The organism is Aminobacter sp. NyZ550 (genome assembly GCF_025628925.2).
Lineage (GTDB): Bacteria > Pseudomonadota > Alphaproteobacteria > Rhizobiales > Rhizobiaceae > Aminobacter > Aminobacter ciceronei.
Genome location: NZ_CP114190.1, coordinates 1864212 through 1879150, shown reverse-complemented (window position 1 = coordinate 1879150; position 14939 = coordinate 1864212). Strand labels below are relative to the sequence as shown.

Annotated in this window: 13 protein-coding genes; 4 read left to right on the top strand and 9 right to left on the bottom strand. The window is 64.3% G+C overall.

What is annotated here, in order from left to right; translation table 11 throughout:
- Positions 1 to 26: 26 nt before the first annotated feature.
- From N7E70_RS09335 to N7E70_RS09320, 4 genes are all read right to left on the bottom strand, one after another.
- Positions 27 to 1292 carry a glycerate kinase type-2 family protein gene (locus tag N7E70_RS09335; protein WP_263006159.1) on the bottom strand — a complete coding sequence of 422 codons (1266 nt, stop codon included), beginning with the start codon at positions 1290 to 1292 and terminating at the stop codon, positions 27 to 29.
- Between the two features lie 18 nt (positions 1293 to 1310).
- Positions 1311 to 1817, bottom strand: coding sequence for a heme-degrading domain-containing protein (locus N7E70_RS09330; protein WP_263006158.1), 507 nt, complete (start codon positions 1815 to 1817; stop codon positions 1311 to 1313).
- 57 nt (positions 1818 to 1874) lie between these two features.
- Positions 1875 to 3191, bottom strand: coding sequence for a guanine deaminase (gene guaD, locus N7E70_RS09325; protein ID WP_182575211.1), 1317 nt, complete (start codon positions 3189 to 3191; stop codon positions 1875 to 1877).
- Positions 3192 to 3301: 110 nt separating this feature from the next.
- The gene (locus N7E70_RS09320) at positions 3302 to 4522 is read right to left on the bottom strand and encodes a urate hydroxylase PuuD (RefSeq protein WP_192314617.1); all 1221 of its coding nucleotides are present in this window, start codon (positions 4520 to 4522) and stop codon (positions 3302 to 3304) included.
- A gap of 147 nt (positions 4523 to 4669) precedes the next feature.
- Between N7E70_RS09320 and N7E70_RS09315 the strand changes: the two genes are divergently transcribed.
- Positions 4670 to 5590, top strand: coding sequence for a LysR family transcriptional regulator (locus N7E70_RS09315; RefSeq protein WP_067958054.1), 921 nt, complete (start codon positions 4670 to 4672; stop codon positions 5588 to 5590).
- Between the two features lie 27 nt (positions 5591 to 5617).
- On the opposite strand, the gene N7E70_RS09310 is transcribed toward N7E70_RS09315, so the two are convergent.
- Positions 5618 to 6970, bottom strand: a complete 1353-nt coding sequence (locus N7E70_RS09310) for a serine hydrolase domain-containing protein (RefSeq protein WP_263006157.1) — start codon at positions 6968 to 6970, stop codon at positions 5618 to 5620.
- Positions 6971 to 7077: 107 nt separating this feature from the next.
- Here N7E70_RS09310 and N7E70_RS09305 point away from each other — a divergent pair, with 107 nt between their 5' ends.
- Together N7E70_RS09305 and dps are read left to right on the top strand one after the other, a co-directional pair.
- The gene (locus N7E70_RS09305; protein WP_192314614.1) at positions 7078 to 7593 is read left to right on the top strand and encodes a winged helix-turn-helix transcriptional regulator; all 516 of its coding nucleotides are present in this window, start codon (positions 7078 to 7080) and stop codon (positions 7591 to 7593) included.
- 107 nt (positions 7594 to 7700) lie between these two features.
- Positions 7701 to 8189, top strand: coding sequence for a DNA starvation/stationary phase protection protein Dps (dps, locus tag N7E70_RS09300; RefSeq protein ID WP_067958045.1), 489 nt, complete (start codon positions 7701 to 7703; stop codon positions 8187 to 8189).
- A 27-nt stretch (positions 8190 to 8216) separates the two neighbouring features.
- Here dps and xdhC read toward each other — a convergent pair whose 3' ends face one another.
- Genes xdhC through uraH form a run of 4 tightly spaced genes read right to left on the bottom strand, consistent with a single transcriptional unit; the run spans position 8217 to position 13316 of the window.
- Positions 8217 to 9107: a xanthine dehydrogenase accessory protein XdhC gene (xdhC, locus tag N7E70_RS09295; RefSeq protein WP_263006156.1), complete on the bottom strand. Its 891-nt coding sequence runs from the start codon at positions 9105 to 9107 to the stop codon at positions 8217 to 8219.
- Positions 9104 to 11464, bottom strand: a complete 2361-nt coding sequence (gene xdhB / locus N7E70_RS09290; RefSeq protein ID WP_263006155.1) for a xanthine dehydrogenase molybdopterin binding subunit — start codon at positions 11462 to 11464, stop codon at positions 9104 to 9106. Before xdhB ends, xdhC begins: the two co-directional genes overlap by 4 nt.
- A gap of 1 nt (position 11465) precedes the next feature.
- Entirely contained in the window at positions 11466 to 12947 is a 1482-nt protein-coding gene (gene xdhA / locus N7E70_RS09285; protein WP_263006154.1) for a xanthine dehydrogenase small subunit, read from the bottom strand.
- A 3-nt stretch (positions 12948 to 12950) separates the two neighbouring features.
- A complete protein-coding gene (gene uraH, locus N7E70_RS09280) occupies positions 12951 to 13316 on the bottom strand; it encodes a hydroxyisourate hydrolase (protein WP_067958031.1) in 366 nt (121 codons plus the stop codon).
- 180 nt (positions 13317 to 13496) lie between these two features.
- Here uraH and puuE point away from each other — a divergent pair, with 180 nt between their 5' ends.
- Positions 13497 to 14930 carry an allantoinase PuuE gene (gene puuE, locus N7E70_RS09275; protein WP_263006153.1) on the top strand — a complete coding sequence of 478 codons (1434 nt, stop codon included), beginning with the start codon at positions 13497 to 13499 and terminating at the stop codon, positions 14928 to 14930.
- Positions 14931 to 14939: the final 9 nt, after the last annotated feature.

The window sequence follows — 14939 nt, the reverse complement described above, 5'->3', positions numbered from 1 at the left end:
CCCACCCGGCAAAAGGCGTATGCCAGCTACCGGATCAGGATCGCCCTGAGGTCGTTGACGTTGGTGCCGGTCGGCCCGGGGACAAAAAGATCGCCCACCGAGTTGAACGCCGTCCAGGCATTGTTGCCGGCCAGCATCGCCTTGGCGTCGACGCTGGCAGCATGCATGCGCGAAACAGTGGAGCCGTCGGCAAAGGCGCCGGCATTGTCCTCGGAACCGTCGATGCCGTCGGTGTCGGCGGCCAGCGCGTCGATGCCCTGGAGGCCGTCGATGCCGATGGCGAAGGCAAGCAGGAACTCGCTGTTGCGGCCGCCCTTGCCCTTGGCCCTAAGGGTCACCGTGGTCTCGCCGCCGGACAAGATCAGCACCGGCTTGTTGAACGGCCGGTTGCGGGTCGCGACTTCGCGGGCGATGGCCGCATGCACGCCACCGACCTCGCGTGCCTCGCCCTCGATGGCGTCGGAGAGGATAACGGTCTCAACGCCCTGCTTGCGCGCGGCTTCGGCGGCAGCGTCGAGCGACACGGCGGCAGAGGCGATGACATGCACCTCGTTGCGGGCGAAGCGCGGGTCGGTCGGCTGCGGCGCGTCGGCGGCAGCCGAGTTGATGTGGGCCATGACATTGGCGGGCAGCGCGATGCGGTAGGTTTCGATCAGGCGCCGCGCATCGGCGCGCGACGCCTCATCGGGCACCGTCGGACCCGAGGCGACCAAAGCCGGATTGTCGCCGGGAATGTCGGACACGACGAGCGAGACGACGCGGGCGGGATGCGCGGCTGCAGCCAGCCGGCCGCCCTTGATGCCTGAAATGTGCTTGCGAATGGTGTTCATCGCCGAGATCGGCGCGCCGGAAGCGAGCAGCGCCTCATTGACGGCGATCTCATCGGCAAGGGTCAGGTTCCCCGCCGGCGACGGCAGCAGCGCCGAGCCGCCACCCGAGACCAAAGCGACGACGAGGTCGTCCTCGGTCAGGCCGGAGATCGTCTGGACCAGAAGCTTCGCCGCTTCGAGGCCGTTGGCGTCGGGCACCGGGTGCGAGGCCTCGACGATCCTGATGCGCTCGCAAGGGGCGGCAAAGCCGTAGCGGGTGACCACCACGCCCTCCAGCGGTCCGTCCCAGGCTTTTTCGAAAGCGGCCGCCATCTGGGCCGAGCCCTTGCCGGCGCCAATGACAATCGTCCGTCCCTTGGGCTTTGCCGGCAGGTGGCGGCGGATGGTGAGCTCGGGATCGGCGGCCGCCACGGCGGCTTCGAAAACGCTGGTCAGCAACTGCTTCGGGTCGGTCATGGCCATCGGGACGTTCAAACTCTTTCAGCTGTTCGCAACGGGGGGCAAGGCGAGTTCGCGGCTGGGAATGCCGAGATGCTCGGCGACCGCCGCCACCACCACCTCGTGGTCCTGGCGCTCCGGCAGTCCTGAAACGGCAATGGCACCAATGACACCGACGCCCTTGACCTTGATCGGGAAGCCGCCGCCGGCCAGCACATAGTCTTCGATGGGCAAGGCCTCGCCGATCGGGAAGGTACGGTCCTCGCGGGCCTTGGTCAGCACTATGCGGTAGCTGCTGCGGTGGAAAACCTTGACAACATTGATCTTGCGCCGCGCCCATTCGGTGTTGCCACACGTCGAGCCCGGCAGGGCGCAGTAAAACAAGGTCCGGTCCCAAAGCCTGATGTCGACCACGATCGGCAGCTTTTCGGCAACGGCGCGGGCGCGGATGGTCGAGCCGATATCGAAGGCAACCGCCTCGTCGAAGCGCTCAAAGACCAGTCGGTCCTCCTGCTCAGCGATCTTTTTCAGGTCCTCGGCTGCTGCCATCGTCCGTTCCTCCGTCAGACACGGCTCACATGGCAGACGCGAGGCAATGACGCAAGGTCAGGCAGCCTGATCCATCGTCGTCTTGGCGGCTTTGCCTGCGACATAAACTTCCACCACGGCGCGGTCGTCGCCGAGCGTCTGCAGCAGGAACAGCTCCTCGGCCAGCGTGCCGCAGCGCTCCATCCTGAGCCGCATGCCAGGCGTGGCGCGGGCGTTGAGCACCACGAGGTCGGCGTCGGTGCCGACGTCGAGCGTGCCGACCTTGTCTGCTATCGACAGCGCCTCGGCATTGCCGCGCGTCAGCTGCCAGTAGGAAGCCAGCGGGTTCAGCTTCTCGCCGTTGAGCGCAATGACCTTGTAGGCCTCGTCCATGGTGCGCAGCATCGAATAGTTGGTGCCGCCGCCGACGTCGGTGGCGGTGGCGATCCGGAGCGGCCTGTCACGCTTGCGGTAGCGCTGGTAGTCGAACAGGCCCGAGCCAAGGAACAGGTTGGAGGTCGGGCAGAACACGGCGATCGAGCCATGCTCGGAGATCGCGTCGGATTCACGCTCGCCGAGATGGATGCAGTGGCCGAGCAGCGTGCGTTTGCCGAGCAGGCCGTAGTGTTCGTAGACGTCGGTATAGTCGCGCGACCAGGGGTAGAGCTCCTGGGTGAAGGCGATCTCGGCGTGGTTTTCCGACAGATGCGTCTGGATGTGCAGGTCGGGATGCTCGCGCGCCAGCTGGCCGGCCATCTCCATCTGCTCGGGGGTCGATGTGATGGCGAAGCGCGGCGTAATGGCATAGTGCTGGCGGCCCTTGCCGTGCCATTCCTTGATCAATGCCTTGGTATCGTCATAGCTCGCCTGCGGCGTATCGAGCAGACCGTCGGGGGCATTGCGGTCCATCATCACCTTGCCGGCGATGTTGAGCATGTTGCGCTCATGCGATTCGGCGAAGAACGCCTCGGCCGACTGCTTGTGCACCGAGCAATAGGCGGCAACGGTCGTCGTGCCGTGGCGCACCATCTCGTCGAGGAACAGGCGCGCGATGCGGCGGCCATGCTGGGTGTCGATGAAGCGCGTTTCCTCGGGGAAAGTGTACTTGTTCAGCCATTCCAGCAGCTCGGCGCCATAGGACGCAATGATCTGCATCTGCGGGATATGGACATGCCCATCGATGAAGCCGGGCAGGATCAGATGCGGGCGATGGTCGACGACCTTGGCGTCACCGGCCTGGGCCGCGATCTCCGAATAGGCGCCGACGGCCGCGATCTTGCCGTCGCGCATCAGCACCGCACCATCTTCCTCATAGGCATAGGACGCATGGTCGTCTGCGCTATCGGGCCAGCGCAGGAAGGACAAGGTACGGCCGCGAAGGAGTGTGGTGGTCATGATCGAACTCTACAGGCTTTCTGGCGTGGCCACATCGCGGCCCGTTTTGCCGCGCGTCAAGGTGAGCGCGACGAGCGCGCCTCGAACTTTCAATCCGTAGGTCGCAGGCGCTACTTGCGCGCCTGTTCATACCAGGCGACCAGCAACGCCCGCTCCTCGGGTGTGATCTGGGTCACGTTGGCCGGCGGCATGGCATGGCTGCGGCCAGCCTGCAGGTAAATCTCACGCGCATGCAAGGCGATTGCGTTGTCGGTCTCCAGCACCACGCCCTTCGGCGCATGGTAGACGCCTTCGTAGGACGGCTCGTTGGCGTGGCACATGGCGCAGCGGCCGAGAACCGTATCACGAACCTTGGGGAACTGGGCTGCGGCAATATAGGGCTCGGTGAGGACGGAGGCGTTCTTGTCCTCGCCGGTCAAAACCTTGGGCACGGTCGACAGCCACATGATGACGACGAACAACAGGGCAGCGGCGAGCCAGGTCCAGTGCGGGTTGCCTTCACGCTTGTGCACCGTGTTGAAGTAGTGGCGGATCAAGACGCCGATGATGAAGATGAGCGCGGCGATGATCCAGTTGAACTCGGTACCGAAGGCCAGCGGGTAGTGGTTCGACAGCATCAGGAATACGACCGGCAGGGTCAGGTAGTTGTTGTGCGTCGAGCGGGTCTTGGCGATCTTGCCGTATTTCGGGTCAGGCTTGCGGCCGGCGATGAGGTCGGCGACGACGATCTTCTGGTTCGGGATGATGACCATGAAGACGTTGGCCGACATGATCGTCGCGGTGAAGGCACCAAGATGCAGGAAGGCGGCGCGGCCGGTGAACAGCTGCGTATAGCCCCAGCTCATGAACACGACGACGACATAGAGGATGATCATCAGAAGCGTGTCGTGGTCGCCGAGCTTCGACTTGCAGAGCAGGTCATAGACGATCCAGCCGAGACCGATCGAGGCGAGCGAAATGGCGATGGCGACAGGCGCCGACACGTCGAGCACGTTGCGGTCGACAAGGAACAGCTCGGCGCCGCCGTAATAGACCAGGCAGAGCAGCGTGAAGCCCGACAGCCAGGTGGCGTAGGATTCCCACTTGAACCAGGTCAGGTGCTCCGGCATCTGGGCCGGCGCCACCAGGTATTTCTGGATGTGGTAGAAGCCGCCGCCATGAACCTGCCATTCCTCGCCATGGGCGCCGACCGGCAGGCCGTCATGCTTGCGCAGCCCGAGATCGAGCGCGATGAAGTAGAACGACGAGCCGATCCAGGCCATGGCGGTGATGACATGCAGCCACCGCACGGCGAAGCTCGCCCAGTCCATGAAAAACGCCAAGTCGTACATCCGCCGTCCCTTTTTCGCAGCGTGCCGATCTTACGATGCCCGATGCATTGGGGAAGTGAAAGGATTCGCGATGACTTTCAAAAAAATCTGGAAAATACTAGCGTAGCGCTGCACGGCACAAGCCGGCTATGGAACCATCGGTCTCGCATGGCATATCTCGACAATATCGCGGTCTTCGTTCGCGTCGTGGAACTCGGCAATCTCTCCGCCGCGGGCCGTGATATGCGCATTTCGCCGGCGGTCGCCTCCAACCGCATCAAGGAGCTGGAGAAGCACCTCGGCGTGCGCCTGTTCAACCGCACGACGCGCCAGTTGATGCCGACCGAGCACGGCAACGTGTTCTATTCCGGCGCCAAGCAGGTGCTGGAAGCGATCACCGAAGCCGAAGCCGCCGTCTCGGCGCTTTCCGGCCAGCCGCGCGGCACCATCCGCGTCACCGCCCCGCTCGGTCTGGGCCGTCGGCTTGTCGCCTCGGGCATTCCCGAATTCCACGACAAGTATCCCGACATCGAGGTCAGGCTCAGGCTTTCGGACCACAATGTCGATATCCTCAAGGAAGGTCTCGACGTTGCCTTCCGACTCGGCGTGATCGAGGATTCCAGCCTCAGGATGCGCGGCATCATGGAATGCGAGCGGGTGCTGGTCGCAGCACCCAAATATCTGGAAAAGCGCGGCGAACCGGAAAGCGCCAATGAGCTGATCGGCAAGAAGCATGACTGCCTGATGCTGCGTTATCCCGGCTCACGCGAATATTTCTGGACGTTGGAGACGCCCAACGGGCCGACCAAGTTCGAGGTCCACGGCCCGTTCGATTCCGACGACGGCGACGTGCTGACCGGCTGGGCGCTGGCCGGGCGTGGCATCATCAACAAGCCGCGCTTCGAGGTAGAGCCCTTCATCCGCGACCAGCGGCTGAAGATCATCCTGCCGCAGACGCCGCCGACGCCGGTGCAGTTTGCCGCCGTCTATCCGCACAAGAAGCTGCAGGACCCGAAGGTCCGGCTGCTGCTCGACTTCATGGCGGAGCGCTGCCACAAGCTGATCAAAGATATCCTTGCTGGCAAGTGAGGCGGGCGAAGACGTTAGGCCGGCACCTCATCCCTCGATCGCCTGGTAGGCCGAGGTCCAGAAGTCGACATAGTGCTTGGGCGCCTCGGGCGAGTCCATCAGCTTCTGGGACAGCAGGATGCCGGCAAAGTCATTGGCCGGGTCGGCATAGGCAGAGGTGCCATAGCCGCCGTCCCAGCCGAACCTTCCCGGCGTCGTAAAGAGATTGTCGCGCTTGAGCGCGACCGACATGCCGAGCCCCCAGCCGGAATTGCCGTTGAAGAACATCGCAGCGCTCGCCTTCTGCTCGTCGGTGAGCTGGTCTGACGTCATCAGCTCGACCGAGGCGCGCGACAGGATGCGCTGGCTGCCAAGCTTGCCCTTGCCGAGCATCATGCGTTGGAAGGCGAGATAGTCGTCAGCCGTAGAGACAAGCCCGCCGCCACCGGATTCGAAAATGGCCGGTCTGGCGAACAGCCCGCCCTTGGCCTCGTCATAGACGCCGAGCTTGCCGCTCTGGAAATCCCTGGAATAGGCGGTAGCAAGCCTGTCGACCTTCTCGGCCGGCACATGGAAGCCGGTGTCCTTCATGCCGAGCGGGCCGAAGATGCGCTCCTGCATGAAGGCGGACAAAGGCTGGCCGACCACGCGCGCGACAAGCACGCCGGCGACGTCGAGGCCGGTGTGGTAGAGCCAACCCTTACCCGGCTGATGCGCGAGCGGCAGGGAACCGACGGCCTTCATGAAGGCATCGGGCGAGCCGCGGTACAGGTCGGCACTTGGCGCGATGCCGGCTTCGGCCATCGCATGCTGCACCGGATAGGCGAAGGGATAGACCATGATCGCGCCGACGCCGAAGCGCAGGGTGAGCAGGTCGCGCAGCGTGATCGGCCGGCTGGCCGGAACGGTGTCGGTGAGCTGGCCGTCGATGGCTTTGAGCACCTTGCGGTGGGCAAGCTCGGGCAGCCATCTGTCGACCGGGTCGTCGAGGCGCAGCCTGGATTCCTCGACCAGGATCATTGCCGCGACCGCGGTGACCGGCTTGGTCAACGAGGCGATGCGAAAGATGCTGTCGCGGCGCATCGGCGCCGTACCGCCGAGCGCAAGCGCACCCGCTGCCTCGACATGGGTCTCGCCGCCGCGACTGACCGCCCAGACGAGGCCCGGCACGTCGCCGCTTTCGACATGGCCCGCCATGACCTTGTGCATCCGCTCGAGGCGGTCGGTTGTGAACTTGCCTGTCATTATCGTCGTGCTCCCTGATCCTGTTATCGTCGCGCTTGCCGCGGCTGACTGTTCCTGCTGCGCCGATGCCGGCGCGGGCAGCAGCAGCGCGGAAAGGGCTGCGCCCTTCATCATCGTGCGGCGGTCCATTCCTGAAATGCCGTTAATGCCGTTCATGTCTTCCTCGCTGGCCGAAAGAGATCCAAACTGATTGCATTTACTAACTGGTTGTAAAATAGGCAGACTGATTTTATATTGCAACTGGTTTATTGGAGACACTTTGCATGAACCAGCAGCATCGGTCGGGCTGTCCGATCAACCTCACCCTCGAGGTGGTCGGCGACAAATGGAGCCTCATCGTCCTGCGTGACATGATGTTCGGCAATCGCCGGCACTTTCGCGAGTTGCTGACGCAGTCTGAGGAAGGCATCGCCTCCAACATACTCGCCGACCGGCTGCGTCGGCTGCTCGACGACGGGCTGATCAGCAAGGCCGACGATCCCAGCCACAAGCAGAAGGCGATCTACTCCCTGACCGAGATGGCGATAGAGTTGCTGCCGGTCTTCGCCCAGATCGCCGCCTGGGGCCGCAAATGGCTGCCGGTCAGCGAAGAGCTCAGCATCCGCGCCGAACTGCTGGAAAAGGGTGGGCCTGAGATGTGGGAGCGCTTCATGGAGGAGCTGCGCACCGACCATCTCGGCGAGCCGCTGTCGGAGGCAGGACAACAACGGCTTCCCGTGCGCCTGGAACTGCAGGCGGCCTATCTCGAAGTCGTCGCCCGTAACGCCGGATCAGCTTGATTTTCCACTGGGCCAGCCCGGAACCGAACTGTCATATGGCTGTTGTAGCCTGCGTGAGCCGCCTGCCAGTCGCCGGGCGGCGCGACCAGCCATCAAGGAGCAGGCACGTGATTTCCCATCCGACGCGCAACGATCTCAAATCCAACGCCAAGAAGGTTTCGATCGAGCTTCTCAACGCCCGGCTCGCCGATGCGATCGACCTGGCGCTGATCACCAAGCAGGCGCACTGGAACGTCAAGGGGCCGCACTTCATCGCCATCCACGAGATGCTGGACGGCTTCCGCAAGGATTTGGATGAACACGTCGACACCATCGCCGAACGCGTCGCCCAGCTCGGCGGTGCCGCCCTAGGCACCTCGCAGGTCGTCGTCGAGGCCAGCAAGCTGAAGCCCTATCCGACCGACATCTCCAAGACCAAGGATCATATCGCAGCTCTGATCGACCGCTATGCCGACGCCGCGAAAAGCGTGCGCACGGCCATCGACGAGACTGGAGAGGCCGGCGACGCCGATACCGCCGATATCTTCACTGCCTATTCGCGCACGCTCGACAAGTCGCTGTGGTTCCTCGAAGCCCACATCCAGGAAAGCGAATAGCCGCCAGCCTCGTTGCCGCCACGCCGGTCAGTTCGCCCTGACAAGCGCGGTCATGATCTCGGCTGCGGCGAGCGCCGCAATGACGGCGGGACGCTTGTCTTTCACCGCGTCACCGCCGATCGGACAGATCAGCCCCGCGAACTGTTCGTCGCTGCCACCTGCGATCTTGAGAAACCAGCTCCTGAACGTCGCCTTCTTGGTCTTGGAGCCGATCATGCCGACATAACAGGTGTTATCGCGCTTCAATGCCTCGGCGACGATCAGGAAGTCGAGCGCGTGGTCGTGGGTCAGAACGACGAAGGCCGAGCCTGAGGGGGCTTCGCGAACCATCTCTTCCGGCATCGGCGTCAGCCGCGTGACGACATTGTCGGGCATGCCTTCGAGCGCGTCGGCGCGGGTCTCGACGACGACGACGTTGAGCGGCAGGAGCGCGAAGGCCGATGCCAATGCCTGCCCGACATGGCCGCCGCCGAAGACATAGACATGCGGACGTCCCGCGTCGGATGCCTCGGCGCCGGCCAGCAGATCGGCGCGCATCGCTTCGTCGACGTTCCTGACGGCAACCTCGACGCGGCCGCCGCAGCACTGGCCGATCTCCGGCCCGAGTGGAATGTCGAGCGTAAGGCTGTCCTTGGTTTCACTGGTATGGTCGAGATAGCGCGCCGGGACGGGATCGCCGGTGACGTGCTCCATGACCGTGCTGCGCTTGGACGAACCGGCCAGCATGGCACGCGCGGTATCGATCGCCATGAATTCCAGCTGACCGCCGCCGATGGTGCCGAAGATGCGCTGCGGCGACACCAGCATCCACGCGCCTTTTTCGCGCGGGGTCGAGCCCCTGGCCTCGGCCACCTCGACCAGTGCCACCGAAGGCGCTGCGTCAAGGAAGGCCCGGAGGCTCTTGGCGGTCGCGGTCACTTGGCCTGGGCCGCCTCGGCCCGGAGGCGTTCGATCGCCATCAGCACGCGCTCGGGCGTCGCCGGAGCGTCGAGGCGCGGACAGATCTTGTGGTCGGCGACACTTGCCACCGCATCCGACAGCGCATGCAGCACTGCCATGCCATGCGGCAGCGGCGGCTCGCCGACGGCCTTCGAACGATGGATCGTCGGTTCATAAGCCTCGGACCAGTCGGTCAGCGCGACGTTGAAGACCTTGGGCCGGTCGGAAGCGAGCGGGATCTTGTAGGTCGACGGCGCATGCGTGCGCAGCCGACCCTTGCCATCCCACCACAACTCTTCGGTGGTCAACCAGCCCATGCCCTGGATGAAGCCGCCCTCGACTTGGCCGATATCGATGGCCCGGTTCAGCGAACGACCGGCGTCATGCAGGATGTCGGCGCGCTCGACGACATATTCGCCGGTCAAAACGTCGACCGATACCTCGGCGCAAGCCGCGCCATAGGCGTAGTAGTAGAAGGCATGGCCCCTGCCCTTGCTGCGGTCCCAATGGATCTTCGGCGTCTTGTAGTGGCCGGCGGCCGACAGCTGGATGCGGTTGAGATAGGCCTGCTTGACCAGGTCGTTGAAGGCAATCTCCTGATTGCCGACGCGCACGCGGTTGGGCAGGAACACCACCTGGTCGGCCGGCACCTGGTACTTCTCGGCGGCGAAGTCCGTCAGCCGCTTGCGGATCTGCCGCGCCGCATCCTGGGCCGCCATGCCGTTGAGGTCCGCGCCCGACGATGCTGCCGTGGGTGCGGTGTTGGGCACCTTGGCGGTGGTGGTCGCGGTGATCTTCACCCGGTCGAGGTCGATCTGGAACTCTTCCGCCACCACCTGCGCCACCTTGAGATGCAGGCCCTGCCCCATCTCGGTACCGCCATGGTTCATGTGCACCGAGCCGTCGGAGTAGACATGCACCAAGGCACCGGCCTGGTTTGACTCGGTCTTGGTAAAAGAGATGCCGAACTTGACCGGCGTCATCGCCAGACCGCGCTTGACGAAGCGGCTGTTGGCGTTGAACGCCGCGATCTCGCGGCGGCGGCGGGCATATTGCGCGCTGTCCTCGAGCTCGGCGACGATGCGCTGGATGATGCAGTCCTCGACCTTCTGGTGGTAGGGCGTGAGGTTGCGCTCGCCCGGCGTGCCCATCGGATCGTAGAAATTCAGCTTGCGGATTTCGAGCGAGTCCTTGCCGACGGCAAAGGCGACCTCGTCGATGACGCGCTCGGCGCCGACCATGCCCTGCGGGCCGCCGAAGCCGCGAAACGCCGTATTCGACACCGTATTGGTGTAGAGCGGCGCCGACTTGGCATGCACGTTGGGATAGAAATAGGCGTTGTCGCAGTGAAACAGCGCACGGTCGCCCACCGGACCCGACAGATCGGCCGAGAAGCCGGCATTGAGCGCGAACATGTAGTCGACGCCGAGGATGCGGCCCTCATCGTCGAAGCCGACCTCGTAGTCGATGGCGAAGTCGTGGCGTTTGCCGGTGGCGGTCATGTCCTCGTCACGGTCGAGACGGACCTTGACGGCGCGCTTGTGCTTCTTGGCGGCGATCGCGGCGATCGCAGCACACTGGTTGGCCTGGGTTTCCTTGCCGCCGAAGCCGCCGCCCATGCGCCGCACTTCCACCTGGACTGCATGGCTCGGAACGCCGAGCACATGGGAAACGAGATGCTGGGTCTCGCTCGGTCCCTGCGTCGAGCAATAGACAGTTACCTCGTCGTCCTCGCCGGGCACCGCGAGCGAGACCTGACCTTCGAGATAGAAATGGTCCTGGCCGCCGAGCTTCATCCGCCCCTTCACCCGGCGCGGAGCAGCGGCTATCGCCGCTGCCGCGTCGCCGCGATTGAGCGTCAGCGGCGTCGTCACCTGCTTGTCGTTCTCGGGATCGAGGTCCCAGATACCGAGGATCGCCGGCAACTCTTCATACTCGATCTTGGCAAGGCGCGCCGCCTGGCGGGCCTGCTCTCGGGTCGTGGCAACGACGGCGAAGATCGGCTGGCCATGGAACTGGACTTTGCCCTCGGCCAGGACCGGGTCGTCATGCATGCCACTCGGCGACACGTCGTTCTCGCCGGGCACGTCGGCATAGGTCAGCACGTCAACGACGCCGGGCGCCGCGCGAACAGCCGCGAGGTCGACCGACTTCAGCGTGCCATGGGCGACATTGGACAGGCCGAGGCCGATATGCAGCGTGCCTGCCGGTTCCGGCATGTCGTCGATGTAGATCGCCTCGCCGGCGACGTGCTTGTGGGCGGAGTCGTGGCGCTGGTCGGTGTGGACGCCGCCGGAGATCTTGGCGGCCTTGAGGTTCGGTTGATGCTGGGTCATGTCACGCAGCCTCGTATCTCGACACCGTCAACGGCGCCTTGGTGTCTGTCGTCTCCATGTAGAAACGCAACAGCAGGTTCCTCGCCGCCAGCGCGCGGTATTCGGCGGTGGCGCGCATATCGGTCAGCGGCGTGAAGTCCTCGGCGTATTTGGCCATAGCTGCTTCCACCGTTGCTTCGGTCCAGGGCTGGCCGACGAGTGCCGCCTCGACCGAGCTGGCGCGCTTCGGGGTCGCCGCCATGCCGCCATAGGCGATGCGGGCTTCGGCGACGGTGCCATCCTTGGCAAGGCTCAGCCAGAAGGCGCCGAGTGTTGCGGTGATGTCCTCGTCCCGGCGCTTGGCGATCTTGTGGACGGCGAAATGGACGCCCTTCGACGGCACCGGCACATGCACGGCCTCGACGAACTCGCCCGGCGCGCGGTCCTGCTTGCCGTAGGCGATGAAGAAGTCCTGCAGCGAAATCGTCCGCCGTGTCTTGCCCTTGCGCAGCGTGAGCGTCGCGCCCAACGCGATCAAGGGCGGCGGCGTGTCACCGATCGGCGAGCCATTGGCGATGTTGCCGCCAATGGTGCCCATGTTGCGCACCTGCTCGCCGCCGATGCGGTCGATCAGCGGGCCAAGCGCCGGAATGTGCTTCGACAGCGTCTCGAAGGCTTCGGTATAGGTGACGCCGGCGCCGATCGTGATGACGCCCCTGTCATGTGACAGGCCCTGCAGGCCCTCGATGTTGGCGATGAAGACGACTGGCGCGATCTTGCGCATATGCTTGGTGACCCAGAGGCCGACATCGGTCGAGCCGGCGACCACGGTCGCTGTCGGCTCTGCTTCGAGCACGGCGGCGAGATCGTCGACAGTTGCCGGGATGACGAAGCGGTCCTTGCCTTCGCCGACCTCGACGCGGACGCCGTCGCGGAAGGCTTCGAGCCGTGCGGTGATCGCCTTGCGCTCGACCAGCAGCGGATCCTTAGCGACCTTGCCATAGTCGGAAATGGCGCGTGCTGCGCGCATGATCGCCTCGTAGCCGGTGCAGCGGCAGAGATTGCCCTGCAGCGACTTCTCGATCTCGGCGTCGGAAGGCTCCGGCGATTTCATCCACAGGCCATAGAGCGACATGACGAAGCCTGGCGTGCAGAACCCGCATTGCGAGCCGTGGAAATCGACCATCGCCTGCTGAACCGGGTGCAGCCGGTCGCCGCCGCCGGCGAGATGTTCGACAGTCACGACATGGCAGCCGTCGAGCGAGCCCATGAAGCGAATGCAGGCATTGACGCTTTCATAGGTGAGCTTGCCGCCGGAGAGCCGGCCGACCAGCACCGTGCAGGCGCCGCAGTCGCCTTCGGCGCAGCCCTCCTTGGTGCCGCGCAGCGAACGCTGCAGGCGGAGATAGTCGAGCAGTGTAGCGTCTGGAGCGACGTCGGAAAGCTTGATGTCCTCGCCATTGAGGATGAAGCGGATGTGATTGCGTGTCTTGACCATCGTCATGGCTCAACTGCCCCGATAGGTGGAATAGCCGAAGGGGGAAATCAGCAGCGGCACATGATAATGCGTCGGCTCGGCCATGCCAAAGCGGATCGGCACGATGTCGAGGAAAGCCGGCTTCGGCAGCTCGGTGCCCAGGCCACGGAGATAATCGCCGGCAGCGAAGATCAACTCGTACTCCCCGGCCCGGAACTCGTCGCCGGCCAGAAGCGGCGCATCGCAGCGTCCGTCGGAATTGGTCGCGACCGTCTTCAGCAGCGTGCGTGCGTCGCCGTCGATCCGGAACAGCGAAACCACCAGGCCTTCGGCAGGCTTTCCGGTCGCAGTATCAAGGACATGGGTTGTGAGGCGTCCGCCTTCGGCCTTTGTCATTCGGTCTCCCTATTGGCGCTGAACGCCATCATCATAGATTTTGCGCCATTTAAGGCCATTGCATAAGGTGCGGTCGAGCAGAGCACTACAAAAAGACTTTCAAAATTTTTCGAGGGAATGTCTGACGCACCTTTCGTTATTCTGCTCAAGTGCCCGGCAAGAATCCGGTTTTGAGGGAACATGCGTTACGTAAGAGATATGCGCGGCTACGGCGCAAACCCACCCCACCCGCAATGGCCTGGCAACGCGAATGTTTGCGTGCAGTTCGTGGTCAACTACGAAGAGGGCGGCGAAAACAACATCCTGCACGGCGACGCCGCTTCGGAAGCGTTCCTGTCGGAAGTGGTCGGCGCGGCCCAATGGCCGGGCAAGCGCCACTGGAACATGGAATCGATCTACGAATATGGCGCCCGTGCCGGCTTCTGGCGGCTCCACCGCATGTTCACCGAAGCCAATGTGCCGGTGACCGTCTATGGCGTAGCGACCGCCCTTGCCCGCTCTCCCGACCATGTCGCGGCGATGCAGGATGCCGATTGGGAAATTGCCTCTCACGGCCTGCGCTGGATCGACTATCGCGATCATGCGGAAGCCGACGAACGTGCCGACCTGATCGAAGCGATCCGTCTGCATACCGAAGTCGTCGGCGAACGTCCCAAGGGCCTCTATCTCGGCCGCACCTCGGTCTATTCGGTGCGGCTCGCCGCTGCCGAAGGCGGCTTCGAGTGGATTTCCGACACCTATGACGACGAGCTGCCCTACTGGCTCGACCATGACGGCCACGGCAACGCGATCGCCCCGCAGCTGGTGATCCCCTACACGCTCGACGCCAACGACATGCGTTTTGCCACAGCCCAAGGCTTCAATTCGGGCGACCAGTTCTACGCCTACCTCAAGGACAGCTTCGACACGCTGTATCGCGAAGGTGCCGCCGGGCGTCCGCGCATGATGAGCATCGGCCTGCACTGCCGCCTCGTCGGCCGTCCCGGCCGCGCCGAGGCGCTGCGCCGCTTCATCGAATATGTACAGGGTCACGACAAGGTCTGGCTGGCCCGCCGCCAAGACATCGCCCAGCACTGGCGCGACACCCATCCCTACAAGCCGCAGGCGCTGCGTCCCTCGCGCATGGGCCGCGACGAGTTCGTCCAGCGCTTCGGCTCGATCTTCGAGCATTCGCCCTGGATCGCCGAGCGCGCTTTCGAATTCGAGCTCGGCCCGGCGCACGACAGCGCCGGCGGCCTGCACAACGCACTCTCCCGCGCCTTCCGCTCGGCGAGCGAGTCGGAGCGGCTCGGTGTTTTGACCGCCCACCCCGACCTTGCCGGCAAGTTGGCCCAGGCCAAGCGCCTGACCGAGGAGTCGACGAAGGAGCAGGCCTCCGCCGGTCTCGACGCGCTGACCGACGCCGAGCGCGCCCGCTTCACCGCGCTCAACACCACCTATGTCGAGAAGTTCGGCTTCCCCTTCATCATCGCCGTGCGCGACAATGACAAGGCAAGCATCCTCAAGGCATTCGAGACCCGCATCGCCAACAACCGCGACCAGGAATTCCTGACTGCCTGCAAGCAGGTGGAACGTATCGCCTGGTATCGACTTCACGACCTCCTTCCCCGCTGAGACCCCCGT

Coding starts and splice junctions, on each gene's coding strand:
- N7E70_RS09335 (WP_263006159.1), bottom strand. CDS start 1,292: ATGGCCATGACCGACCCGAAGCAGTTGCTGACCAGCGTTTTCGAAGCC.
- N7E70_RS09330 (WP_263006158.1), bottom strand. CDS start 1,817: ATGGCAGCAGCCGAGGACCTGAAAAAGATCGCTGAGCAGGAGGACCGA.
- guaD (WP_182575211.1), bottom strand. CDS start 3,191: ATGACCACCACACTCCTTCGCGGCCGTACCTTGTCCTTCCTGCGCTGG.
- N7E70_RS09320 (WP_192314617.1), bottom strand. CDS start 4,522: ATGTACGACTTGGCGTTTTTCATGGACTGGGCGAGCTTCGCCGTGCGG.
- N7E70_RS09315 (WP_067958054.1), top strand. CDS start 4,670: ATGGCATATCTCGACAATATCGCGGTCTTCGTTCGCGTCGTGGAACTC.
- N7E70_RS09310 (WP_263006157.1), bottom strand. CDS start 6,970: ATGAACGGCATTAACGGCATTTCAGGAATGGACCGCCGCACGATGATG.
- N7E70_RS09305 (WP_192314614.1), top strand. CDS start 7,078: ATGAACCAGCAGCATCGGTCGGGCTGTCCGATCAACCTCACCCTCGAG.
- xdhB (WP_263006155.1), bottom strand. CDS start 11,464: ATGACCCAGCATCAACCGAACCTCAAGGCCGCCAAGATCTCCGGCGGC.
- xdhA (WP_263006154.1), bottom strand. CDS start 12,947: ATGACGATGGTCAAGACACGCAATCACATCCGCTTCATCCTCAATGGC.
- uraH (WP_067958031.1), bottom strand. CDS start 13,316: ATGACAAAGGCCGAAGGCGGACGCCTCACAACCCATGTCCTTGATACT.
- puuE (WP_263006153.1), top strand. CDS start 13,497: ATGCGTTACGTAAGAGATATGCGCGGCTACGGCGCAAACCCACCCCAC.